18 protein-coding genes are annotated in these 23,620 nt (G+C 68.8%); 5 read left to right on the top strand and 13 right to left on the bottom strand.

All coding sequences use genetic code 11. The features are described 5' to 3' along the window. Positions 1-8: 8 nt before the first annotated feature. Both ACZ6ZD_RS33140 and ACZ6ZD_RS33135 read right to left on the bottom strand, forming a co-directional pair. A complete protein-coding gene (locus ACZ6ZD_RS33140; RefSeq protein ID WP_465678084.1) occupies positions 9-872 on the bottom strand; it encodes an LLM class flavin-dependent oxidoreductase in 864 nt (287 codons plus the stop codon). A 12-nt stretch (positions 873-884) separates the two neighbouring features. Then, the gene (locus ACZ6ZD_RS33135; RefSeq protein WP_465678082.1) at positions 885-1,898 is read right to left on the bottom strand and encodes an aldo/keto reductase; all 1,014 of its coding nucleotides are present in this window, start codon (positions 1,896-1,898) and stop codon (positions 885-887) included. Between the two features lie 112 nt (positions 1,899-2,010). Between ACZ6ZD_RS33135 and ACZ6ZD_RS33130 the strand changes: the two genes are divergently transcribed. Then, on the top strand, positions 2,011-2,568 hold the full coding sequence (locus ACZ6ZD_RS33130; protein ID WP_465678080.1) for a TetR/AcrR family transcriptional regulator: 558 nt from the start codon (positions 2,011-2,013) through the stop codon (positions 2,566-2,568). A gap of 13 nt (positions 2,569-2,581) precedes the next feature. Here the strand turns inward: ACZ6ZD_RS33130 and ACZ6ZD_RS33125 are convergent, their stop codons facing one another. Next, entirely contained in the window at positions 2,582-4,522 is a 1,941-nt protein-coding gene (locus ACZ6ZD_RS33125; RefSeq protein ID WP_465678078.1) for a S9 family peptidase, read from the bottom strand. Between the two features lie 29 nt (positions 4,523-4,551). Beyond that, positions 4,552-5,043, bottom strand: coding sequence for a MarR family winged helix-turn-helix transcriptional regulator (locus ACZ6ZD_RS33120; protein ID WP_465678076.1), 492 nt, complete (start codon positions 5,041-5,043; stop codon positions 4,552-4,554). Positions 5,044-5,138: 95 nt separating this feature from the next. Between ACZ6ZD_RS33120 and ACZ6ZD_RS33115 the strand changes: the two genes are divergently transcribed. Beyond that, the gene (locus ACZ6ZD_RS33115) at positions 5,139-5,909 is read left to right on the top strand and encodes a hypothetical protein (RefSeq protein WP_465678074.1); all 771 of its coding nucleotides are present in this window, start codon (positions 5,139-5,141) and stop codon (positions 5,907-5,909) included. Here ACZ6ZD_RS33115 and ACZ6ZD_RS33110 read toward each other — a convergent pair. Further along, a complete protein-coding gene (locus tag ACZ6ZD_RS33110; protein ID WP_465678072.1) occupies positions 5,875-6,624 on the bottom strand; it encodes a YqjF family protein in 750 nt (249 codons plus the stop codon). The two genes, ACZ6ZD_RS33115 and ACZ6ZD_RS33110, sit on opposite strands and share 35 nt — an antisense overlap. A 61-nt stretch (positions 6,625-6,685) precedes the next feature. Here ACZ6ZD_RS33110 and ACZ6ZD_RS33105 point away from each other — a divergent pair, with 61 nt between their 5' ends. The 3 genes from ACZ6ZD_RS33105 (at position 6,686) to ACZ6ZD_RS33095 (ending at position 9,269) form a co-directional block, all read left to right on the top strand. Further along, complete coding sequence (locus ACZ6ZD_RS33105) at positions 6,686-7,765, top strand: epoxide hydrolase family protein (protein ID WP_465678070.1); 1,080 nt, start codon at positions 6,686-6,688, stop codon at positions 7,763-7,765. 95 nt (positions 7,766-7,860) lie between these two features. Then, positions 7,861-8,043: a hypothetical protein gene (locus tag ACZ6ZD_RS33100; RefSeq protein ID WP_465678068.1), complete on the top strand. Its 183-nt coding sequence runs from the start codon at positions 7,861-7,863 to the stop codon at positions 8,041-8,043. Next, the gene (locus ACZ6ZD_RS33095; RefSeq protein ID WP_465678066.1) at positions 8,043-9,269 is read left to right on the top strand and encodes a peptidoglycan recognition protein family protein; all 1,227 of its coding nucleotides are present in this window, start codon (positions 8,043-8,045) and stop codon (positions 9,267-9,269) included. Before ACZ6ZD_RS33100 ends, ACZ6ZD_RS33095 begins: the two co-directional genes overlap by 1 nt. Positions 9,270-9,490: 221 nt before the next feature. On the opposite strand, the gene ACZ6ZD_RS33090 is transcribed toward ACZ6ZD_RS33095, so the two are convergent. From ACZ6ZD_RS33090 to ACZ6ZD_RS33055, 8 genes are all read right to left on the bottom strand, one after another. Beyond that, positions 9,491-10,492, bottom strand: a complete 1,002-nt coding sequence (locus ACZ6ZD_RS33090; RefSeq protein ID WP_465678064.1) for a sugar phosphate isomerase/epimerase family protein — start codon at positions 10,490-10,492, stop codon at positions 9,491-9,493. A 343-nt stretch (positions 10,493-10,835) separates the two neighbouring features. Next, complete coding sequence (locus tag ACZ6ZD_RS33085) at positions 10,836-16,217, bottom strand: ThuA domain-containing protein (RefSeq protein WP_465678062.1); 5,382 nt, start codon at positions 16,215-16,217, stop codon at positions 10,836-10,838. Positions 16,218-16,303: 86 nt separating this feature from the next. After that, complete coding sequence (gene xylA / locus ACZ6ZD_RS33080; protein WP_465678060.1) at positions 16,304-17,446, bottom strand: xylose isomerase; 1,143 nt, start codon at positions 17,444-17,446, stop codon at positions 16,304-16,306. Then, complete coding sequence (locus ACZ6ZD_RS33075) at positions 17,443-18,606, bottom strand: Gfo/Idh/MocA family protein (RefSeq protein ID WP_465678058.1); 1,164 nt, start codon at positions 18,604-18,606, stop codon at positions 17,443-17,445. The genes xylA and ACZ6ZD_RS33075 overlap by 4 nt, the downstream gene beginning before the upstream one ends. Before the next feature lie 11 nt (positions 18,607-18,617). Beyond that, entirely contained in the window at positions 18,618-19,655 is a 1,038-nt protein-coding gene (locus tag ACZ6ZD_RS33070) for a substrate-binding domain-containing protein (protein WP_465678056.1), read from the bottom strand. A gap of 9 nt (positions 19,656-19,664) precedes the next feature. Then, positions 19,665-20,723 carry an ABC transporter permease gene (locus ACZ6ZD_RS33065; protein WP_465678054.1) on the bottom strand — a complete coding sequence of 353 codons (1,059 nt, stop codon included), beginning with the start codon at positions 20,721-20,723 and terminating at the stop codon, positions 19,665-19,667. Further along, the gene (locus tag ACZ6ZD_RS33060) at positions 20,720-22,222 is read right to left on the bottom strand and encodes a sugar ABC transporter ATP-binding protein (protein WP_465678052.1); all 1,503 of its coding nucleotides are present in this window, start codon (positions 22,220-22,222) and stop codon (positions 20,720-20,722) included. The genes ACZ6ZD_RS33065 and ACZ6ZD_RS33060 overlap by 4 nt, the downstream gene beginning before the upstream one ends. Continuing rightward, positions 22,219-23,487, bottom strand: coding sequence for an ROK family protein (locus tag ACZ6ZD_RS33055; protein WP_465678050.1), 1,269 nt, complete (start codon positions 23,485-23,487; stop codon positions 22,219-22,221). The genes ACZ6ZD_RS33060 and ACZ6ZD_RS33055 overlap by 4 nt, the downstream gene beginning before the upstream one ends. Positions 23,488-23,620: the final 133 nt, after the last annotated feature.

The raw sequence follows: 23,620 nt of genomic DNA, 5'->3' as shown, positions 1-23,620 counted from the left end.
GCCCGTGATCAGGGCAGGGTTGGGCGGATTACGTGGGTGGCCAGCCAGTGGGCTGGGGTTGGAGGGTAGGGGGTGGGGAGGCCGAGGACGAAGTGGGTGAAGCCGGCTTGGCGCCAGGTGGAGATGGCTTCGCGGGTGGCGGCGGGGTTGGTGTAGTCGACGGGGAGGAAGGTCGAGCGGGTGAGGGTGGCTGGGTCGCGGTTGAGGGCGGTGCAGTAGCGGGTCAGGCGGGTGTTGCGTTCGATCGCGTCGGTGAGGTCGCCGCCGGGCATGTTCCAGATGTCGGCGTGTTCGGCTGCGACGCGGAGGGTCGCGGCGGAGCGGCCGCCGATGAGGATCGGCGGGTGCGGGTGCTGGAGAGGTTTGGGGTTGCCGAAGGCGCCGGTCAGGTGGTGGTGATCGCCGGTGAAGTCGAAGGGCTCGGCTTCGGTCCAGAGGCGGCGGATGATCGTGCACGCCTCGGCCAGGCTTTCGACCGCGGTGGCGGCGTCGCCGTACGGGAGGCCGTGGGCGTCGTACTCGTACCGAGCCATCGGGATGCTCGGTCGCGAACCCGCGCCGATCCCGAAGTCCAGCCGGCCGCCCGAGACGACGTCGACCGTACTCGCGATCTTCGCCAGCATCGCCGGCGGCCGGAAGCGGTTGCTCGTGACCATCACTCCGATCCGCAGCCGCTGCGTCTGCGCGGCCAGGGCTGACAGCAGCGTCCAGCCCTCGAACGTCGGCCCGGCCGGATCGCCGAAGATCGGGAACAGGTGGTCGTACAACCACGCGTGCTCGATCTCCGGGACGCCGTCGGCCTCCTGCCAGACCCGCAGGACGTCGGCGTACTCGACCTGCGAGGGCGCGGTCATGATTCCGAAACTCGTCATCAGGGACTCCGATCAGCGCCGACGCAGCGCCGCGTCGAGTAGCGCGGGCGGGGTGTCGAACTTCTCCTCCGGCGCGAGATCGATGCCTGGCGCAACGATCTCGTCGATCGCGTCCAGGAGGTCGTTGGTCAGGACAGTGTCGGCGGCGGCTAGTTGTGAGTGCAGGTGGTCGAGGGTGCGTGGTCCGATGAGGGCGCTGGTCACGGCTGGGTGTGCGGTGACGAAGCCGAGTGCGAGCTGGATGAGCGTCAGCCCGGCCTCATCGGAGAGCGCGATCAGCTTTTCCACCGCGTTCAGCCGAGCTTGATTGGACGGGCGGCTCAGGTCGAACCGCTCGGGTAACACGCGGGCGCGGCTGGTCGTGATCTCTTGGTTCGCGCGCACCGCGCCGGACAGCCAGCCGGATGCCAGCGGGCTCCAGGCGAGGACGCCGAGGCCGTACTCCTCGGCGACGGGCAGCACGTCCGCCTCGATCCCGCGCTGCAGGATCGAATAGCTCGGCTGTTCGGTCACGTAGCGGCTCAGAGAGCGCTCTCGGGCGGTCCACTGCGCCTGCACGATTCGGTACGCCGGGAACGTGGACGACCCGAAGTACCGGATCTTCCCCGCCCGCTGCAGGTCGGTGAGCGCAGAGAGCGTTTCCTCGTCACTGGTCGCCGGATCCCAGCGGTGCATCTGGTAGAGGTCCACGTGGTCGACGCCGAGCCGGCGCAGGCTGTTGTCCAGCTCGGTCACGAGCCAGCGCCTCGACGTCCCGCGATGGTTGCGCTCGTCCCCGATCGGCATGGCGGCCTTGGTCGCCAGCACGAGATCGTCGCGGCGACCGGCGATCGCCCGGCCGACCAGCTCTTCCGAGCCGGGGTACATGTCGGCGGTGTCGATCAGGTTGATGCCGCCGTCCAGCGCGGCATCGACGATCGCGGTCGCGTCGTCCTGGGTGGTGTTACCGATGGCGCCGAAGTTCATCGCGCCGAGCGCGAGCGTGCTGACCTGGACGCCGGTCCGGCCCAAACTGCGGTAGAGCATGACGAAGTACCTCCGAAACGAGGTGGGATGTGACATGATGAGTAAGCGGAACGCTGTTCCGTTAACAATACGGAACGATGTTCCGCTTTGCAACCAGCTGGAGGACCGAGTGATGGCCGCACGGGCGCCGCGCGCCGACGCGCAGCGGAACAAGGAAGCGCTACTGGACGCCGCCGCGGCGATCTTCGTCAGTCAGGGCGTCGATGCGCCCGTCCGCGACATCGCCGCCAAGGCGGGCGTCGGCACCGGCACGATCTACCGCCACTTCCCCACCCGCGCCGAGCTGATCATGGCCGTCTACCGGCACCAGGTCGACGCCTGCGCCGAGGCCGGCCCCGCGCTCCTGGCCGCCGCCGACTCCCCCTACGCCGCCCTCACACAGTGGATCGACCAGTTCGTCGACTTCCTGGTCACCAAACACGGTCTGGCCGGCCTCCTCCAGCCCGAGGCCGCCGGCGGCGAGTGCATCCACAGCTACTTCCTCGACCGCCTCTTGCCCGTCTGCGGAACGCTCCTCGACGCTGCCGCGGCGGCCGACGAGATCCAGCCCGGCCAGACTCCCTACGAGCTGATGCGTGCCGTCGGCAACCTTTGCGTGGGCGCCGAGAACGACACCCGGTACGACGCCCGGCGCATGGTCGCCGTCCTTCTCACCGGCCTTCGCGCCTGAGGCCGAACACCCGCTAGCCGAGGGATCGGCGGAGGAATGCCAGCTCCTGGTGCAGGAGGTCGGCGATGGTCTCCTCGTCAGCGATGCGGTGACCTTCGCCGGGCAGCGTGATGAGGTCGTGCGCCTTGCCGGCGGCAGTGAGCGCTGCGGACAGACGCAGTGCGTGCGTCGGCCAGACGTTCGTGTCGGCCAGACCCTGGATGATGAGCATCGGCCGCGTCAGGTTCGTTGTGTAGGGCAACAGGGATGAGCGGCGGTAGGCATCGGGATTGACGGCGGGATCGCCGAGAAAGCGCTCTTTCCAGTAGGAGTCGTACTGACGCTGGTCGGTGACCGCCGCGCCGACGACAGCTGCATGGAAGACGTTGGGGCGATGCATGACCGCGGCCGCGGCGAGGAAGCCGCTGTAACTCCAGCCGCGGAAGGCGACCCGATCGAGGTCGAGATCGCCGTACTTGTCCGCGAGCTGTTCGAGGGCGGTGACCTGGTCGTCGAGGGCGTAGGTGACCGAATCGCCGTGGACGGCGCGCTCGTACGCCGGTCCGCGGCCCGGCGTACCGCGGCCGTCGGTGCTGATCACGACGAAACCCTGCTCGGCGAACCAGCGGGACACCGCGTAGTACGGCGCCGCGTACGCGAGCACCAGCTGGAATCCCGGCCCCGCATAGGGATTGAGCAGCACCGGGAGCTTCGCCGTTCCCGGCCGGTGCCAGGACGGGTGGAAGACCGCGGCGCGGAGCTCGGTCGGGCCGACCGCGACGAGATCGACGTCGAGATCCAAGAGAGCGCGTTCTTCGTGCGTCTCGAGCCGGTGGTCGTTGACCGTGATGCGGCGGTCGGTCAACGTTCGGGAGTCGCGGACGACGGCGCCGCCGGCCACCACGCCGGAGTGGACGCCGCGCTCGTCGGTGAGCCGGTACAGCGTTCCGTCGTACAGGTACAGGTGTAGCTCGGTCGGTTCGGTCTGGGCGAGGAACGCGATGCCGTCCGGCGCGACGGACCGGATCTCGGTGACCTGCAGACCGGGCGGCGTCACGAACTCGGAGCCGACCAGCAGCCGGTCGGTGTCACAGTCGACGTCCCGCTCGATCCACACGAGTAGGCCGTCCGGAGTCCGCGTCGGAGTGCCGGGCCGGACGTCGATCCAATGTTCGTCGGTCACCCCGCGCACGAGCGTCGTCGATCCGGTCGACGGATCGGCCTCGAGGATCAACAGCCGACGCTGATCACGGCTCTGGACGGCGATCAGCGGCGCGGACGTCGTCCAGGATGCCTGCAACAGATACTCGAACTCGCCCCGGTCCCACTCGACATCCCGCCGGTGGCCGTCGAGATCGATCAGGCTGAGCTGGACGTCGGCGTTCGTCGTACCGGCCGCCGGATAGCGGATGCCCTGCGGCGGCTCGGCCGACCGTGGCGGATCCGGCAGGTACCGCAGCTCGACCTGACTCTCGTCGACCCGCGCGACCAGCAACTGTGAACCGTCCGGAGACCACCAGAAACCGCTCTCTCGGCCCATCGACATCTGGGCGGCGAACTCTGGCATACCCCAGCTCACAGCCTCCCCGTCAGGCTCGACGAGCCGGCGGCGATCGAGGCCGTCGCGATCGATGACCTCCAGCGCGCCTTCGCGAGTGAACGCGATCCAGCGTCCGGTCGGGTCGATCCGGGCCGCGCCGACCTCACCGAGCTGAAGATCATGCCGGACACCGCTCTCCAGCTCGATCAGCGCGACGCCGTCCGCGACCTGCAGACACAGCAGTGATCCGCCGACCGTATGCGGCCCGGCGCACCCGATCCGCCGCTCGGCGCCGGAATCGACGTCCAGCACCCAGAGCGCCTCGTCGCGCAGGAAGGTGACGAACCGGCCCGCTGCCCGGATCGCCAGGTTCGACACCGCTCCGGCACTGAAGCGCCGAGTGCGTGCGTACTGGCGAGGCAGGTCTTCCGTCATTCACGTCTCCAGCGGCCGAGGGCGATGCGTCATTGTTCCGTGGCCTGCAGCAACTGTCGAAGGAGTGACTCCAGATGTTTCTGATCTGTGGCCGAAAGCCGGCGGATCAACGACTGTTCGACGTCCTGGATGTCGCCGACGCCGCGCTGCCAGATGTCGAGCCCGGCCGGGGTCAGGCGGGCGAGCACCTTGCGGCGGTCGTCGCGGTCGTGGCGACGCTCGACGTAGCCGCGCCGCTCGAGCGCATCCAACCGGTTCGTCATCGCGGCGGGCGACATCGACAGATGTCTGGCCAGCTCCCCCGGCGTGGCCTGGTACGGCGGCCCGCCGCGGCGCAGCAGGTGCAGCGTCTTGAACTCCCACCACTGCATGTCGTACGCCGTCAGCACGGCGTCGCGGCTGCGGTCGAGGTATTGGCCGAGCGACTGCAGGCGGACGGCGATGCCTTCGACCCGGCGGTCGAAGCCGGCGATCTCGCCGTCCCACTGGTCGACGTGCCAGTCGACGGACTCATCTTTCACCGGTCCAACTTTTCACCCAGTGAAGCTTAGTTGTCAAACATTTCGACATCGAAGTACTTTCGGGACACGAGTTCGGGGAAGTGAGGAGGCGGCACATGGTGCAGGTCGAGGTGTCGGCGGTGGTGGCCGTGGCGCGGCAGTTGACGATGGCGGGTCAGTGGGACGTGGCCCGCACCTTGCTGGCGGCAAGCAGTCCGGTCGATCCGGTGGAGATCCGGGCGGTGGCGCTCGCACTGGCCGAGGTGTCCGTCGATGAGGATTTCGCTCGGCAGACGCAGACCGGCGCTGCGGCGCTGGAGACGCTCGGTCGAGCGCTCGAAGAGCTGCCAGATGCAACGATCCGGTGGCATGCCGCGCTCCTGCAGCTGCGGTCGGCTTATGGACCGGCCTTGTTCGGCGGGCTCTTGGAGCGCGGCCCGGCGTTGGTCGCGGAGGCCCTGTCGCTGCGGGACACCGCTCCGGACGACGGGTGCGCCGGGATGGCCGTGTTCTACGCCGGAGTCATCGCCGACAACCTGGTACGCGATCCGAAGGTCGCGTTCTCGCACTACACGGAGGCGCTGGAACGGGGAGAGAGCGCTCTCGATGATCTCGTCATTTCTCTCGCGTTGCGGCACCTCGGGGATCATGCCCACACCGCCGGTGACTTCAAGCTGGCGCGTGCACACTGGGAGCGGTCGACCGAGCTGCGGCAGAAGATCGGGCACCTGCTGGGCGCGCTCGCGCAACAGACGCTCCTGTGTGTGCTGCTCAAGGACGAAGGCGACGTCCGGGGCTCACAGGCCCTGGCGGCCGAGGTGAACCGGTGGGCCGGTCAAGCCGGGATGCCGTTCATCGAGCAGCAGACGGCCGCAATGATGGCTTGACTGGTAAGGCGAACTCGGCCGGCACGCCGGGACTGTGCAGCACATGATCGGGCGGCCCGTCCGGCTCGGACAGACCGACGGATGGGAACAGGCCCGGCATGTGCAGCGTGGTGACCGTCGCGGAGTGCAGCTCCCAGGTCGGGTGCCAGTTCGGCAGGTACCAGGTTCGGCCCGCGCGGTGGGTGTGCAATCCCCAGCGGGCGGTGAGGAACTCGGCGAGCGGGTCAGCCGGAACAGCCGGCCCGGTGTCCACCGCGATCAGGGCGGACGCGTGGACGCCGGGCCATCGCAGTGTCGACGAATAGGTATGAGTACTCCCTGACTGCTCATGGGTCAGGTGAGCCCAGCGGTACGGCAAAGCGAAGGCGGCCCGGGCCGCGGCGACGATCGCGATCCGGTTCGCGTCGAGACTGAGGAAAACGACGCCGCGGCGGCCCACGGCGTCGACGGAGTACAGGCGGATGTTGGTCTCGAGGAACGTGCCGAAGTACGGGACCGCGGGGCCGTGCGGGAGAGCGCTCCCGGCCATCCGGAAGGGGACCAGACCGACGTAGGTACGGCCCTCGAAAGTGTCCGGCCGGGTGCCAGGCGGGAAGAAGTGCGCAACGCTCGCGGGGTCGACCGCCCAATGCAGGAACGTGAGATCGAGCCACTGCTGCCGAAGAATGCGCGGACGCCGAAGCTCGGGCGCCGCCGGCCAGTCAACCTCGCTCACTCCACCAAGCCTAGTCGGTAGCGGACGGCAGCTGTCCGCTACCGCTTCTACGGTCGAGAACATGGTCGAGAACATCTCTGAGAGCGCGTTCCGAGTTGAGATCCCGCAGGGTGAGTTGGACGAGCTGCGACGGCGGCTGGAGGCCACCCGGTGGCCGGGACAGCTGGAAGGGGTCGGGTGGTCGTACGGGGTTGAGCTCGGGCGACTGCGCGAGCTGGTCGACTACTGGCGAACGGGGTACGACTGGCGGCGGTTCGAGGAACGGTTGAACGCGTGGCCGCAGTACTTGGCTGAGATCGACGGGCAGCGGGTGCACTTCTTGCACGTAGCCAATCCGGGGCGGCCGGTGTTGTTGTTGCTGCACGGGTGGCCGGGGTCGGGCGCTGACTTCCTCGAGGTGGTCGAGTTGTTGCGGGAAGACTTTGCCTTGGTGGTGCCGTCGATCCCGGGGTTCGGGTTGTCGGGGCCGACGACACAGGCCGGTTGGGGTGTTGAGCGGATCGCACGGGCTTGGGTGACGTTGCTGGATCGGCTCGGGTACCAGGAGTTCGGCGTCCACGGGTACGACTGGGGTGCGATGGTCGCCGCGGAGCTCGGGCGGACGGTCCCGGAGCGGCTGATCGGGCTGCATCTCGAGGGCTACCTGTCGTTCCCGGGTGACGAAGAGCTGACCGAAGCCGAGAAGGAACGGTTGAGCGGGCTCGACGACTGGGAGACCGAGCGCTCGGGGTACGCCGCGATCCAGGGCAGCCGTCCGCAGACGCTCGCGTACGCGCTGGACGACTCCCCCGTCGGCCAGCTCGCCTGGTTCCTCGAGTGGTACGACGACTACGGGCACCGAGTAGGCGCCATCAGCAACGACCTCGTGCTGGACTCGGCCTCGCTGAGCTGGTTCACCGGTACGGCGGGATCGGCCGGCCGGATCTATCGCGAGGCGGCGTCGTCCTGGGGCGCTGAGCTCACCTATACCCCGCTGCGCACCGGGCTGGTCGCGCTCCCTGGTGACAGCACCGTCCGCCGGCTCGTCCAGCGCGAGTTCGACGTCGTCCACTTCACCGAGTTCGACCGCGGCGGGCATTTCGCCGCCCTCGAAGTCCCCGATCTCGTCGCCGCCGACCTACGCGCCTTCTTCAAGCACTAGACCACTCTGGCAGCTTCAGGCCAGAGAGCGCTCCCCCGCGTTCTCGGGCCGCACGCTGAGCCGACCGTGATTTCCCCACCGCCCAGGGAGAAACAATGGACGAACTCAGCTCGCGACCACCGGCGACCTCGCCGGCCAGCTCTCAGCTCTCGCGGCGGCTGCTCCTCACCGCAGCCGCTGCCACCTCCGCCGGCTTGGCGACGGTGGCCGCCGCAGCCCCGGCTCAAGCACAGGTGAAGAAGCCTGTGGAATGCCTCGCCGATCTCGAGGTGATCTGATGGTCGCGATCACCTGGCTCGCCGACGTGCTGCGGGGCGCCGGCGTACAGGTCGTGGAGGAAGGCGACTGGCGGAACCGCACCGCTGGTGGCAGCTTCAACCCGATCGGCGTGCTCTGGCACCACACCAACGGCCCGACGACCAGCCCCAGCAATCCGCACCCGAGTCTCAACGTGTGCATCAACGGCCGATCCGACCTGCCCGGCCCGCTCTGTCACGCGCTTGTCGACTACAACGGCGTCTTCCACCTCATCTCCGCGAATCACGCGAACCACGCCGGCGCCACGCGGGCGAGCGGCCCGATCCCGGCCGGTAGCGGCAACACCATGCTGGTCGGGTGGGAGATCGACTACGTCGGCGATGATCCGGTCCGGCCCGACCAGGCGATGAGCGCCGCGCAGTACGAGGCCTCGGTCAGGGCGACGGCCGCCGTCCTGAAGCAGCTCGGCCGGGACGCGAGCTATGCACGCGGGCATCTCGAGACCAGCACCACCGGCAAGATCGATCCGTCGTTCGTGAATCTCGAGCAGATGCGCGCGGATGTGGCGGCTCGGATGCGAGGTGGCGACACCCCGGTGATCGGCGACTGGAGCGATGACGGCATCGACGACGTCGGGATCTTCCGGCCGAGTGAGAGCCGGTATCACCTGCGACTGCCGGACGGCGCGGTGCGCCATGTGCCGTGGGGTGACGCCGGAGACGTGCCGGTGATCGGGAACTGGGACGGCGCCGGGCCTGATGACGTCGGGATTTTCCGGCCTCGGGAGAGCCGCTTCCACCTCCGGATGCCCAACGGCGCAGTGCGCCATGTGCCGTGGGGCGACACCGGCGACATCCCGGTGACCGGCGACTGGGACGGGGACGGCGTCGATGACGTCGGCATCTACCGGCCCCGCGAAAGCCGCTTCCACCTCCGGATGCCCAACGGTGCAGTGCGGCACGTGCCTTGGGGTGACGCCGGCGACATCCCGGTGGTTGGCGACTGGAGTGGTGACGGGGTCGACGACGTCGGGATCTACCGGCCGCGGGAGAGCCGGTTCCATCTGCGGATGCCGAACGGCGCGATCCGGCACGTGCCGTGGGGCGATGCCGGGGACGTGCCGGTCATCGGGGACTGGAACGGCGATGGGGTCGACGACGTCGGCATCTACCGGCGGCGCGAGAGCCGGTTCCACCTGCGGATGCCGGACGGTTCGGTTCGGCACATCGGCTGGGGTATCGGCTAAGACGCGGGAACGAGAACGGGCCGGGGAGATCACTCCCCGGCCCGGTTCGCACTGATCCGGAAGGACGGTTCCTGGACCAGCACGGCAGCCGCAGCTGCCGCCTCAGCGAAAGCACGAGCGGACCTCCACCACTGATCAACTCGCCGAGCGGGCGGCGACACGCCGTGTTGCGCGGCGTGTCGCGCGGCCGGCCGGAAGTTGGTCAGTGCTGGCGGTCCGGGTCAGGACGAGAAGGCCGCGTCGAAGGACGCCGTCGGCGGGTCGAAGGCGAGACCGCGGACGAACTGGAGAGCTTCGGCGGCGCCGACCAGGCGGTCCATGCCGGCGTCCTCCCACTCGACCGAGATCGGGCCGGTGTAGCCGATGGTGTTGAGCATCCGGAAGCAGGCTTCCCAGGGGACGTCGCCGTGACCGGTGGAGACGAAGTCCCAGCCGCGGCGCGGGTCGCCCCAGGCCAGGTGCGAGCCCATCCGGCCGTTGCGGCCGTTGCCGACCTGGCGCTTCGCGTCCTTGCAGTCGACGTGGTAGATCCGGTCCTTGAAGTCCCAGAGGAAGCCGACCGGGTCGAGGTCCTGCCAGACGAAGTGCGACGGGTCCCAGTTCAGGCCGAAGGCCGCGCGGTGCCCGATCGCCTCCAGGGTCGCCGTGGTGGACCAGTAGTCGTAGGCGATCTCGGACGGGTGCACCTCGTGCGCGAACCGGACGCCGACCTCGTCGAACACGTCCAGGATCGGGTTCCACCGGTCGGCGAAATCGCGGTACCCGGCCTCGATCATGGACGCCGGCACCGGCGGGAACATCGCGACCGTCTTCCAGATCGACGACCCGGTGAAACCGACCACGGTGTCGACGCCGAGAGCGCGGGCGGCGCGAGCGGTGGTCTCCATCTCGGCGGCGGCGCGGGTGCGGACGCCTTCGGGGGAACCGTCGCCCCAGATGTGCGCGGGCAGGATGCCCTGGTGCCGCTCGTCGATCGGGTCGTCGCAGATCGCCTGGCCGAGCAGGTGGTTGGAGATCGTCCAGACCTTCAGGTTGTGCTTCTCCAAGATGTCCAGCCGGCCTTGTACGTAGGCCGGGTCCTCAGCGGCCCGGCGGACGTCGAGGTGGTCACCCCAGCAGGCGATCTCGAGGCCGTCGTACCCCCACGACGACGCCAGCCGAGCCACCTCCTCGAACGGCAGGTCGGCCCACTGGCCGGTGAACAGGGTGATCGGTCGTGCCATCACAGACTCCTAGGTTCAAGGGGATGGTGTCCCCGGCGACACCGGAGCGCGAGGTGCCGCCGGGGACGGGGACCGGGTGGTCCCCCGCCGGCCGTGAGAGAGCGCTCTGTCCCGTTCCCGGGTGGGGCCGAACCACCCGGGGCGGAAGCGCTCTCTCACGGCGACGTCTACGGGTCCCGCCGGGGCGGGACGGGTTGAGCGGGTCACGAGTTGGAGGTCCCGCCGGGAGCGGGACGGGTTAGCGATCGGGAGTTGGAGGTCTCGCCGGGGGCGAGACGGGTTAGCGGGAGTTGGCGGTCTCGCCGAGGCGGGAGACTTGGCGGCTCTCGCCTCGGCGGGACGGTTAGCGGATCTTGCTCCGAAGGTCCTGGCCGACGGCGGTGAGCAGCGTGCGGGTGGGCACGTCGCGCACCGTCTTGGCCTGGCCGAGGTACAGATCCATGGCGATCCGGGCGACCAGGGGCTGCTTACGGGCGACGGCCCGTTCGGCGAGCCCAAGCTGCACCTTCATCACCGTGGCCTGTGCCTGAGAGAGCTTCCCGGAGACACGGAAGCGCTCTACGAGTTTCAGAGCCTCCGGGTACGACGCGACCACGGTGAACGGCACCGTCGTCACCGACTTGTTGCCGGCCGCGTCCGACGCGGTGGCGGTCAGCTTGTGCGCGCCGAGCCCGAGCACGGCGCCGTCGAGCTTGCCGCCGGCCGGAACCGGCTTCCCGTCGATGGCGAGCGTCACGCCGGCCGGGCCGGAGAGCGCGTCCGCGGCTTTCGCGCTGACCGTCGCCGTCGACGCGACCCCGAGCGAACCGCCCGACGCCAAGCCGCTGACCGTCGCGGTCGGCTTCGTCCGGTCGATCTTCACCGTCACCGATGAAGGCTCCGACACGTTGCCGGCCGTGTCCGACGCCCGGACCTGCACCGTGTGCGTCCCATCCGCCGTCAGCTTGATCGGCGCCGTGTACTCGGACCAGTTCCCCTCGCCGATCTTCTGCTCCAGGTACACCTGACCACCCTGGTCATCGGTGCCCAGCGCGGTAGCGACGACCTCGTCGGTCCACCAACCGGCCAGACCGCTCGGCGTCGACGGGTTCAGCGACAGCGCCACGGTCGGAGCCGTCGTGTCCCGCACCAGCTTGAAGTACTCGAACTTCGCCGTCTTCGACGCCACCTGGTCCACGCCGAACGCATAGACCCCGAACGACGCTCCCGTCGCCAAGGCGCTGTTGCTGACCGACTGCATCGCCGTCCAGGTCAGGCCGTCCGAGCTGTACGACCCGGTGAACGAAGTGCCCACCTTGGCCAGCCGGAACCACCAAACCCCTTGCGTCGCGCCGGCCCCCGGCTGCGGATCCTGCAGGACGTTGTTGATCTCACTCCGCAACTCGATGCCCCGGGCAACCGGCGACCCCGACGGGTTGGTTGTCAGGTAGTCGAGTTTCACGTAGTTCGCGTCGTCCTTGTAGACCATCAGACCGGCCTGCTGGAACGCCTCGTCGAACGTCGACGCGTCGACCTTCGTCTCGATCGTCCAGTCGCCGTCCGGCGCGGGCTGCAGGGTCAGGTTCGTCGGGTTCGTCGCCGTCCCCTGGTAGATGTCGCCCTTGCTGGTATCGATCTCCAGCTTCCCGCCGGCCACCCGGGACGCCGAGGCGTCCGGCCGGACGACCGACGACCACCGGCACGCGTCGAGCGTCGTCCCGGTGAACTCGTCATCCGGAGCGGGCTGCTCGGCCGTGTCGTCCGGCGTCAGCTGGAAGTAGTCGAACGACGCCGTGATCGGCAGCGCCTCGGCCCGGTTCGCGAGCCCGAAGACGCCGATCCGCGGGTTCGTGATCCCGGCCAGCTGCTTGGTCTCCGGCATCTCGGTGAAGGTCGCGCCGTCCGCGCTGTACGCCGCCTTCAGGTTGGCGCCGTCCGACGTGAACCGCACCCACACCGTGTCCGGGTACGCCGCGCCGAGGTTGGCCGTGTTCGACCCGGCGACCTCGTTCGGCGTGCCGCCCTCCTCGCGAATGAACTGGAAGATCCGGTCGTTCGCGGACGCCGCCCCGGTCGATCGGCCCTGGATCACCATCTTCGCGTAGTTGTCGTCATCGCCGTACAGCAGTAGACCTGCCTGTTGGTAGGCCAGACGAGCCGGCAACGTCAGCTTGGTCGTCGCCTGCCACGGCCCCGCCGGCAACGGCTGCAGGACCAGGTTCGGCGTACCGGTGTTGCCGGTCCCGTAGATGTCCGTCGCGGTCAGCGGCAGCCGAAGCGTGCCATCGGCAACCGACAGCTCTTGGTTGCCCCGGACAACCGAGGACCACCGCGAGGTGTTCAGCGCCGTCCCGTCGAACCCGTCGGACCGGCCGGTCAGACAGGTCGGCAGCGACGGCGTGTCCACTGTGATGGTCACCTTCGCCGTGCCGGCCGCGCCTCGCGCGTCCTTCACCGTCACGACCGCCGTATGTGTCCCGGCGGTGGTGAAAATGTGGCTCACAGATGCACCGGTCGCCGTCCCACCGTCGCCGAAGCTCCAGGTGTAGGACAGCGGCAGGTCGCCTTCGGGGTCGGTCGCCGTCGCGGTGAAGTCGACCTTCAGCGGCGCCTTGCCCTGCGTCGTCGACGCCTGCACGCTCACCGCCGGACGCTCGTTCTCCGTGACGCCCTTACCGATGAACTTGACCCAGTTGACGTTCAGCTGCCCGGTCGTCTTCACGAAGTACAGCGGGCCGCTGTCCGGCGACGCACCGCTCACCGAGCCGGTGAAGTCGCCGTACGTCTGCCAGGCGCCGGTCGGCGACACCTGGATGGTGGCGACGATCGGCCCGTCGGACGGCGATCCCTGGCGAACCTGCACGGTCGCACCGGCCTCGGGCGAGGCCGCCCGGAGCTGGATCTGGCCGATGTTCTTCAGGTTGGTGGGCTTCCAGCTCCACCAGTCGCCGTCCTCGATGTAGCCGATGTTCTTCCCGCCGCCGGCCGTGTCACCGGTGTCCTCGACCTGGACGCCGGGGGTCGGCCCGGAGCCGCCGGTCTCGCTGTAGTACTCCGCCTCGCGCAGCTTCGGCTGCAGCTGGACGATCTTCTCGGTGGTGATCTTGCCGGTCCCCGGCGCGCCCTTGTCGGTGTACTTCACCTTGATCAGGCCGAAGATGTTCGCACCGACGTGGCCCTGGTCGCCGTTCACCGGAATGACCGCCTCACAGCCGCGGTATTCCTCGTAGTCGTGCGCGTGCTCGTCGTGCCCGAGCGCCGGCTTGGTGATGACCTCGTTGCAGTCGACCGTCCCGTCCTCGGGATCGGTGACCGTCACCTTGTAGCGCACGGTGTCGCCGAAGTCGAAGAAGCCGCCGTCCGGCGGAGCTTCGACGGTGATCGACGGCGCCGTGTTGCCGGCCGTGATCGTCTGGTTCGAGACCGCCGTCCGGCCGTCGGCGTCCGTCACGGTCAACCGCGCCGTGAAGATACCTGGGGTGTTGTAGGTGTACGACGGCTTCTGCTCGGTGCTGTCCGTCGTCCCGTTGCCGTCGAAGTCCCAGGCCAGCGTGATCGGCTGGCCGTCGGGGTCGCGCGACCCGGTCGAGTCGAAGGCGACCACCAGCGGCGTCGGCCCGGACGTCTTGTCCGTGCTGAACTGCGCGAGCGGCGCCCGGTTCCCTTGGACGTAGTCGATCCGGTAGATCCCGGAGTCGGCGTTGTTGCCGCCGAAACCGCTCCCCCACTCGATCACGTACAGCGCGCCGTCCTTGCCGAACTGCAACGCGTGCGGGCGGATGAAGTTCAGCTTCTGCAGCATCCGGGACACGTCCGAGACCCCGGTCCGCGCGTCGTTCAGCTGGACCGAGAACAGCCGGCTGTCGTTCCAGTCGGCGAACACGGCCTTGCCGTCGAAGTACGCCGGCCACTTGCGGTCCGAGGTGCTGTCGGCGTCGAACTTGTACGCGCCGCTGGTCATCGGCGCGCCGCTGCCGCCGATCTCCGGGACGCCGCTCGTCGTCTTACCCATCCACAGCGACGCCGGGATGGCCGCCGGCAACTGGTTGATCCCGGTGTTGTTCGGCGAGTTGTTGACCGGCGCGTTGCAGTTGAACGTCGCGCCCGCCGTCCCGGTGGCGAAGTCGTAGTCGTTGTACGGCGTGTTCGCGCCGACGCAGTACGGCCAGCCGTAGAACCCCGGCCGGTCGAGGATGTCCCACTCCACCCGGCCGTCCGGCCCGCGGGTCGGCGACACCTGACCGGCGTCCGGGCCGTAGTCCGCGACGAACAGGTGGTTGGTGGTCGGGTCGATGCCGATCCGGAACGGGTTCCGGAAGCCCATCGCGTAGATCTCGGGTTTGGTCTTCGCCGTCCCGGGCGTGAACATGTTGCCGGCCGGGATCGTGTAGCTGCCGTCGGCCTCCGGGTGGATCCGCAGCACCTTGCCGTTCAGCGTGTTGCTGTTCGCGGAACTGCCCTGCGAGTCCCAGGCCGAACGGCCGGAACGCTCGTCGATCGGCGAGTAGCCGTCGGAGTCGAACGGGTTCCGGTTGTCGCCGGTGGCGATGAAAAGGTTGCCGTTGTTGTCGAACTCGAGCGCACCGCCCGCGTGACAGCACTGGTCGCGCTGGGTGTCGATGCGCAGCACCTGTTTCTCGCTGGCGAGGTCCAAAGTGTCACCAGTCACCTTGAAACGCGAGACCTTGTCGTGCGGATCGGAGCCGCCCGGCGAGTAGTACAGGTAGAGGAAGCCGTTGGTGTCGAACGCCGGGTCGAGTGCGATCCCGAGCAGACCGAACTCCTGCCCGGTATAGACGTTCAGCGTGCCGGCGGTGACCACGGAGCCATCGGTCTTGACGATCTTCACGGCGCCGTTGCGGTCGATGTAGAAGACCCGGCCGTCGGAGGCGACCGTGAGCTCCATTGGGTTCGACGTGTTGTCGTCCAGCGTGACCTTCTGGTAGCTGTCGCTGAGCGACGCACCGCAGTCGGCCGGCAGCACGCCCGCGGCGGTCTTGATGCCGCCGAGCAACAGCTTCTGGAACGCCGGCTCGGCGTACGACTGGATCGTGTGCCCCATCCCGGTGTACCAGGCGCGACCGCCGTCGTAGTCCTGGCACCAGGTGATCGGGTGCTCGACGCCCATGTTGCCGCCGGTGTACGTCGACTCGTCGAGCGAGGCCAGGACGTGCACGCTGCCGCGCGGGTTGGTCTTGTAGTTGTACCACTCGTCGGTGCGCGGCCAGGTCGTCGGCGCCTCGGCCGTCGACGGGTGCGCGTGGTCCTCCACCTTGACCGTCGCGTCCGGCGTACCGGGCGGGTGGCTGTCGAAGTAGCTGCCGACGAGCTTGCCGTACCACGGCCAGTCGTACTCGGTGTCCGAGGCCGCGTGGATACCGGCGTACCCGCCGCCGCCGCGGATGTAGCGCTCGAAGGCCGCCTGCTGGTCCGCGTTCAGGACGTCGCCGGTCGTGGACAGCCAGATGACCACTTCGTACTTGGCCAGCTCGGTGTCGTTGAACAGCGACGCGTCCTCGGTCGCGGTCACGGTGAAGTTGTTGCCGGCCGCAAGGTCCTTGATGGCCTGGACGCCGGCCGGGATCGAGTCGTGCCGGAAACCGGCGGTCTTGCTGAAGATCAGGGCGTTGAAGGTCTCGTCGCCGTGCCCGGGGTGAGCCCGGGCAGGCAACGGCGCCAACAAGGCCGCAACCAGGGCGAGCACGAGCGCACACGCGAACGTGCCGTGCCTGCGTAGCTGGGTCATGCGGAGCTCCTCATGGGTCGGATAAGGTGCGCGCTCCAACGATTCCCGTGCTCTGCCCGGCGCGGGACGTAGGTACTACCGGTGGATCAGCGAACGCCGAGCAGGTGCTCCATCGCCAGCTGGTCCAGCTTCTCGAACCCGAGCCCGCGCTCGGCCAGCGCGTCCGGGTCGTAGGTCTGGGCACGGAGGTCGGCCAAACTCTCACCCTCGGCCAGGGTGGGTTCGGACAACTCCGCAACGCGCGCCGCGGCCAGGGCTTCGGCCACCTCCGGATCGGCGCGGAACGCGGCCACCTTGTCCCGCAGGATCAGGTAGTTGCGCATACAGCCCCGCGCGGTCTCCCAGACGCCCTCCTCGTCCTCGGTCCGCGGCGGCTTGTAGTCGAAGTGGACGTAACCGTCGTAGCCGTTCAGGGTGTCGACGGTCCAGAACGCCTCGCGCAGGTTGCCGGCGCCGAAGCGCAGGTCCTGGTCGAACCGCGGACCGTGCTGCCCGTTGAGATCGATGTGGTAGAGCTTGCCGTGCCAGAGCGCCTGGGCGATCCCGTGCGCGTAGTTCAGGCCGGCCATCTGCTCGTGCCCGACCTCGGGGTTGATCCCGACCAGCTCGGGGTCGGCGAGGTCGTTGATGAAGGCGATCGCATGGCCGATCGACGGCAGCAGGATGTCGCCGCGCGGTTCGTTCGGCTTCGGCTCGATCGCGAAGCGGATGTTGTACCCCTGCTCGCGGACGTACGCGCACAGGATGTCCATCGACTCCTTGTAGCGGTCCAGCGCCGCCCGGACGTCCTTCGAGCCGCCGGACTCCGCGCCCTCGCGGCCGCCCCACAGTACGTACGTCGACGCGCCGAGTTCGGCCGCGAGGTCGAGGTTGCGCAGCACCTTGGCCAGCGCGTACCGGCGGACCTGGCGATCGTTCGCGGTCAGGCCGCCGTCCTTGAAGACGGGGTGGCTGAACAGGTTGGTGGTGGCCATCTCGACCACGATGCCGGTGTCGGCGAGCGCCTTGGTGAACCGCTCCAGGACCTGCGTCCGGGTGCCGTCGTCCGGTACCAGGTCGTCGTCGTGGAACGAGATCGCGGCGGCGCCGAGCTCGGCGAGCTTCTCGACGGCGTGGACCGGGTCCATCGCCGGGCGGACCGCCGTACCGAAGACGTCGACGCCTTCCCAGCCAACCGTCCACAGCCCGAAGGAGAACTTGTCGTCCCTGCTCGGGGTATATGCGTTCATGCGGGAATCTCCTGCCATTGTCGGGACGCCGAACTCGCCTCGACCGCGGCCAGCACGCGCTGGACCCGCAGTCCGTCCGCGAACGACGGCGCCGGGTCGGCGCCCTCGGCGATCGCGGTGACCAGATCGACGACTTGGTGGGTGAATCCGTGCTCGTAGCCGAGGAGGTGGCCGGGCGGCCACCATGCCTCGACGTAGGGGTGCGACGCCTCGGTCGCGAGGATCCGCCGGAAACCGGCCGTCCGCGCGTCCTCGGTCGCGTCGTAGTAGTGCAGGAGGTTCATGTCCTCGAAGTCGAAGGCGAGGCTGCCCGCACTGCCGTTGATCTCGATCCGGATCGCGTTCTTCCGGCCGGTGGCGAACCGGGTCGCCTCGAAGACGCCGAGCGCGCCGGAGCCGAACCGGGCCAGGAACACGGCCGCGTCGTCCACCGTCACCGGGCCGCGCTCGGCGCCCGCCGTACCGGCCAGGCCGGAGTGCTCGGCCGCGACCGGGCGCTCCTTGACGAACGTCTCGAGCTGACCGCTCACCTCGGTGATCGCGTCACCGGTGATGTACTGCGTCAGGTCGATGATGTGCGCCCCGATGTCGCCGAGCGCGCCCGAGCCGGCCTTCTCCTTGTCGAGGCGCCACGACAGCGGCGCCTCGGGGTCGGCGATCCAGTCCTGCAGGTACTGCGCCCGGACGTGCCGGATGGTCCCGAGCTTGCCTTCGGCAACGAACTGGCGGGCCAGCCCGATCGCGGGCACCCGGCGGTAGGTGAACCCGACCATCGAGCGGACGCCCTGGGCCCGGGCCGCCTCGGCCGCGGCGGTCATCGCCTCGGCCTCGGCGACCGTGTTCGCCAGCGGCTTCTCGCAGAGCACGTGCTTGCCCGCCTGCAGGGCGGCGATCGCGATCTCGGCGTGACTGTCCCCCGGCGTACAGATGTCGATCACCTGGACGTCGTCCCGGGTCAGCAACTTGCGCCAGTCGGTCTCGGTCTCCTGCCAGCCGAGCTTGCCGGCCGCGGCCTGGACCGCGTCGGCGTTCCGGCCGCAGAGCACGGTCATCGCCGGGTCCAGCGGCAGGTCGAAGAAGCGCGGCGCGCTCCGCCAGGCCTGCGAATGAGCCGCGCCCATGAACGCGTAGCCGATCAGGCCGATGCCCAGGTTCGTCATCTTGCTCCTACTCAGCTCTCGAAGGCGGTCGGGAGGTACTGGTCGACGTTCTCCTTGGTGACGACCGGCGCGTACAGCTGGACGGTCCGCGGGACCTCGACCTCCACCAGGTCGCCGAGGGCCTTCTTCTGCACCAGCAGGCGGGCGAGGCGGATCCCGTCCGCACCCTGCGTGGACGGGTAGATGACGGTGGCCTTGACGAGCGTGTTGTCGGCCTTGATCTCGCGCATCACGTTCGCCGAGCCGGCGCCGCCGACCACGAAGAAGTCCTTGCGGTTCGAGTTCTTGATCGCGGCCATCACGCCGACGCCCTGGTCGTCGTCGTGGTTCCAGATCGCGTCGATCTTGGGCGCGGCCTGGAGGAGGTTCGCGGCGGCCTTCTCGCCGGACTCGACGGTGAACTCGGCGGCGACGCGGTTGTTCACCTTGAGGCCGCATTCGCCGAGCGCGTCCTTGAAGCCCTTGCTGCGGTCCTGAGTCAACGGCAGCGAGTCGATGCCGGCGATCTCGGCGACGATCGAGTCCTTCTTGTCCTTCAGCTGGGAGCAGACGTAGTGACCGGCGGAGACGCCCATGCCGTAGTTGTCGCCGAGGACGGTGGTCCGCGCGGCGGCCGGGCTGTCGAACTCGCGGTCGACGTTGACGACCGTGATCCCGGCCTCCATCGCCTTGGTGGCGACGGGGGTGAGAGCGGCGCCGTCGAACGGCAGCAGCACGATCGCGTCGACCTTCTGGTTGATGAAGGTCTCGACCTGGCTGATCTGCAGGTTCACGTCGTTGGTGCCTTCGGCAACCAGCAGCTCGACGTCGGAGTACTTCTTGGCCTCGGCCTGGGTCGCCTTCGTGATGGCGCCCATCCAGCCGTGGTCGGCAGCGGGGGCGGAGAAGCCGATCTTCACCTTCTTGCCGGGTTCGTCGTTCTTGCCGGCGGCAACCGCCGGACCGGCGGGTGCGTCGTTCTTCTCGGCCTCCGGGGTGTTGCTCGTACACGCTGCGAGGGCGAGTACGCCGAGGCCGGCGATTGCGATCGTTCGGGCGGAACGGGACATCGGTGTCTCCTATGAACTGGTAGTGCGACTGGCCAAGCGCTGCTGGAGAAGGACCGCGATCACGATGATCAGACCCTTCGCCACCGACTGAGCGGAAATGCTCAGGTTGTTCAGGGTGAACACGTTGTTCAACGTGGTGAAGATCAGGACGCCGAACACCGTGCCGACGATCGTCCCGCGACCACCCGACAGCAGCGTGCCGCCGATGACCACAGCCGCGATCGCGTCGAGCTCGTACAGCTGGCCGTGGGTCGAGCTGCCGGTCGTCGTCCGCGCCATCAGCATCACCGCCGCGATCCCACAGCACAGACCCGCAAGCACATACAAAGCAACCGTGTGCCGCTGGACCTTGATCCCGGCCAGCCGCGCCGCCTCGGCATTACCACCGACCGCGAACGTCCGCCGTCCAAAGGTCGTCCGGTTCAGCACCACCCAACCGGCCGCGGCGACCAGCAAGAAGATCCACACCAGCACCGGGACGCCGATCAACGTGCCACCGAAGAAGTCGACAAAGGAGTTGTTCGACACGATCTGCGTCCGGCGATCCGAAATGATCTCCGCCAAACCACGAGCACCGGCAAGCATCGCCAGCGTCGCGATGAACGGCACGATCTTGCCGTAGGCAACAAGCAGACCGTTCACGAGCCCACACGCCGCACCGACCAGGAGCGCCGTACTGACCATGAAGAACCAGCCGAAGTCGTTCGCCAGCTGCTGCGTCGCCAAGGTCGTCGCCCACACCGACGCCAGCGCCACCATCGCGCCGACCGACAAGTCGATACCACCACCGGTGATCACGAACGTCATCCCGATACTGACCACACCGATCACCGCGGCCAGCCGCAGAATCGTCAGCACATTGGCACCGGTCGCGAACGTGTCCCCCGCCGTCACAACACCGACGACGCACAACAGCACCAGCGCCACGACCAGACCCAGGTTGCGGCCGGCTCCGGTCTTCAGCAGGTTGCCGCCGGCGGTGCGCTTCGACGCGGCGGTGGAATCTTGGATTGCGGGCGGATCGACAGTCGCCTGCGAAGGCGCTGCACTTCTCACTTCCTCACTCACACTGGGCTTCCTTCCATCACCAGGTCGAGGACCTGGTGCTCGTCGATGTCTTGCGCGGGCCCCGTGTGGACGGCTCGCCCCTCCCGCAGGACGATCACCCGGTCGGCCAGACCGAGGACTTCTTCGACCTCGCTGGAGACCAGCACGATCGCGACCCCGCTCGCGGCCAGCTTCCGGATCAAGGCGTAGATCTCCGACCGCGCGCCGACGTCGACGCCGCGGGTCGGCTCGTCGAGCAGCAGGACGCGGCAGTCGCGGAGCAGCCAGCGGGCGAGGACTACCTTTTGCTGGTTGCCGCCGGACAGGTTGCGCACCGGACGCTCAACGCCGGCTGGGCGGACGTCGAGGGATTCGGCCAGCTTGGCGGCGGCTGCACGTTCGGCGCGGCTGTTCAGGAAGCCTGCGTTGGCGAAGCGGCCCATGGTCGAGACGGTGATGTTCTTGAACACGGCCTCGTCCATGAGCAGCGCTTGGCTCTTGCGCTCTTCGGGCGCGAGACCAACGCCGGCGGCGACCGCTGCCTGAACCCGGCCAGGGCGCAGGGTCGCGCCGTCGACCTGGACGGATCCGGTCGACGGACGGCGGGCGCCGTACACGGTCTCGAGGACTTCGGAGCGGCCCGAGCCGACCAGCCCCGCCAGGCCGAGGATCTCGCCGGCGCGGACGTCGAACGAGATGTCGGCGAACTCGCCGGGCCTGCTGAGCTCACTGACGCTCAGGACGGTCGGCGCGGTGCTGAGGATCTCCTGCCGGGGCGGGAAGACGTACTCGATCGAGCGACCGGTCATCAGCCGGATCAACTCCTGGGTCGGCGTCTCCCGCGCATCCAGCCCGGTCGACACCGTCGCGCCGTCCTTGAGAACGGTCACCCGGTCGCCGATCTCCCGGATCTCCTCGAGCCGATGCGAGATGTAGACGACGGCGACGCCGCGCGCGGTCAGGCCGCGGATGACGCGGAAGAGGTTCGAGACCTCCTCGGGGTCGAGGACGGCGGACGGCTCGTCCATCACGATCAGGTGAGCGTCACGGGAGAGCGCTCTCGCCATGCTCACGACCTGCTGTCCAGCCGCAGGTAGCGAGCCGACCTCGCGGTGCACCGGGATCTCGCCGTGGCCGAGGCCTTCGAGGATCTCGCGGGCCCGGGCGTTCGCCTCGTGCCGGCGGCTGAAGCCGAAGGACGACGGCTCGTGGCCCAAGAACACGTTCTCCGCGACCGAGAGACCCGGGACGAGGTCGAGCTCCTGGTAGATCGCCGCGATCCCGCGGTCGATCGCGGCGGTCGGGCTGTTCAGCTGCACCTCGTCGCCGTTGATCCGGATCGTGCCGGCGTCCGGCTGATGGGCGCCGGTGAGGACGCGGATCAGCGTCGACTTGCCCGCGCCGTTCTGGCCGAGCAGGCAGTGCACCTCACCGGCCCGGACATCCAGATCGACGCCGTCCAGCGCCCGGACGCCGGGGAACTCTTTGACGATCCCCGTCATCGTGAGCAGATCCGTCATTGCGCAACCCCCTGATCAGCCCGGCCGATCACGGTCGGGTCGACGAACACCTGGTCGAGTGCGATCTGCGCCCCGCCGCGGACCGCGGCCGCGAAGCCGAGCTCCGAGCGGACCACCCGGCAGCCGCCGCCGTCCGGAGCGATCACGCGGTCGCGGATCGCCACCTCCAGCGGCTCCTTCAGCCACGGCCCCAGGGCGGCGAAGTACCCGCCGAGGACGAGCACGTCCGGGTTCAGGATGTTGACCAGGATCGCGCCTCCGATCCCCAGCCAGGCGCCGACGTCCCCGAGTGCGGCCAGCGTCCGCGCGTCCCCCGCTTCGGCCCGCCGGGTGATCCCGGCCAGCCGTTGTTCCACGTCCAGCGACGGGTCACGGACCGGGTCGTCGGCGTCCGTTGCCTGATGCAACAGCGCGCTCAGCCCGACCACGGTCTCCCAGCAGCCCGTCCGCCCGCAGCCGCACGTCCGGCCGGGCGGCGCGACGGGCATGTGCCCGACCTCGCCGCTGAAGCCGCGACCGCCGCGCAGCAGGTGCCCGTTCGACACCATGCCGCCACCGACACCGACCGCGCCGGTGAGCAGGACGAGATCCTGGACAGCGCTCTCTTGGCGAAGCTCGGAGTACGCCGCCAGGGCCGCGAGATTCGCCTCGTTGTCGATCAGCAGCGGGTACGCCGGGTCGTCGAGCCGCTCGCGCATCTCGGCGGCGACCGCGACCGGCCCCCAGCCGAGGTTCGGCGCGAGGCTCAGCGTGCCTTCGTCCTGCACCAGGCCCGGGACGGCGAGCGTGACGCCGGCGAGCTGGCCATTGCGGGCTTCGACGGCCGCGATCGCCTCGCGGATCAGATCGGTCAGCCGGTCGAGCGTCGTCCCGGGGTCGAGGTGGGCGACGTCGACGGGGACGCGGCGTTCGAGAACGGGCTCTCCGGACAGATCCAGCGCGGTGACGGCGAGGTAGTCGACGTTGATCTCGGCGCCGACGCCGCAGACGCCGCTGCCGTCGAGCTCGACCAGCTGGCCCGGGCGGCCGAGCGCGCGGCTGGAGTCGGCGGAGCCCTCCCGGAGCAGGCCGCGCTCGACCAGCTCGGCGACCAGGCTGCTCACGGTCGCCTTGTTCAGACCGGTGTCGGCGGCGATCCGGGCCCGGGACTTCGGGCCGGACTCGCGGATGTGCCGCAGCACCACGGACAGGTTGTTCCGGCGCAGCGAGACATGGTCGGCCGCGACCGCGCGATCCCCGGGACGACGTCCTTCGGTCAGTGTCACCTCGCCCCACCCCACCTCTACGCTGTGAGCCCAGTCACAGACTTTGTCTGTTGAGCCAACAAACTAAGTTTCGGCGAAGTTGACGTCAAGGGGTTGTCACGATCGATTTCTTGCAACACCCTGTTCACAATTT

This window comes from Kribbella sp. NPDC104218, from assembly GCF_055584105.1.
Note: the sequence above shows the minus strand (reverse complement) of the source record. Positions and strands in the feature narration are given on the sequence as shown.

Excerpts from the sequence above, each read along its gene's own strand:
- ACZ6ZD_RS33140 (WP_465678084.1), bottom strand. The coding sequence starts at position 872 with ATGACGAGTTTCGGAATCATGACCGCGCCCTCGCAGGTCGAGTACGCC.
- ACZ6ZD_RS33135 (WP_465678082.1), bottom strand. The coding sequence starts at position 1,898 with ATGCTCTACCGCAGTTTGGGCCGGACCGGCGTCCAGGTCAGCACGCTC.
- ACZ6ZD_RS33130 (WP_465678080.1), top strand. The coding sequence starts at position 2,011 with ATGGCCGCACGGGCGCCGCGCGCCGACGCGCAGCGGAACAAGGAAGCG.
- ACZ6ZD_RS33125 (WP_465678078.1), bottom strand. The coding sequence starts at position 4,522 with ATGACGGAAGACCTGCCTCGCCAGTACGCACGCACTCGGCGCTTCAGT.
- ACZ6ZD_RS33115 (WP_465678074.1), top strand. The coding sequence starts at position 5,139 with ATGGTGCAGGTCGAGGTGTCGGCGGTGGTGGCCGTGGCGCGGCAGTTG.
- ACZ6ZD_RS33105 (WP_465678070.1), top strand. The coding sequence starts at position 6,686 with ATGGTCGAGAACATCTCTGAGAGCGCGTTCCGAGTTGAGATCCCGCAG.
- ACZ6ZD_RS33100 (WP_465678068.1), top strand. The coding sequence starts at position 7,861 with ATGGACGAACTCAGCTCGCGACCACCGGCGACCTCGCCGGCCAGCTCT.
- ACZ6ZD_RS33095 (WP_465678066.1), top strand. The coding sequence starts at position 8,043 with ATGGTCGCGATCACCTGGCTCGCCGACGTGCTGCGGGGCGCCGGCGTA.
- ACZ6ZD_RS33090 (WP_465678064.1), bottom strand. The coding sequence starts at position 10,492 with ATGGCACGACCGATCACCCTGTTCACCGGCCAGTGGGCCGACCTGCCG.
- ACZ6ZD_RS33085 (WP_465678062.1), bottom strand. The coding sequence starts at position 16,217 with ATGACCCAGCTACGCAGGCACGGCACGTTCGCGTGTGCGCTCGTGCTC.
- xylA (WP_465678060.1), bottom strand. The coding sequence starts at position 17,446 with ATGAACGCATATACCCCGAGCAGGGACGACAAGTTCTCCTTCGGGCTG.
- ACZ6ZD_RS33075 (WP_465678058.1), bottom strand. The coding sequence starts at position 18,606 with ATGACGAACCTGGGCATCGGCCTGATCGGCTACGCGTTCATGGGCGCG.
- ACZ6ZD_RS33070 (WP_465678056.1), bottom strand. The coding sequence starts at position 19,655 with ATGTCCCGTTCCGCCCGAACGATCGCAATCGCCGGCCTCGGCGTACTC.
- ACZ6ZD_RS33060 (WP_465678052.1), bottom strand. The coding sequence starts at position 22,222 with ATGACGGATCTGCTCACGATGACGGGGATCGTCAAAGAGTTCCCCGGC.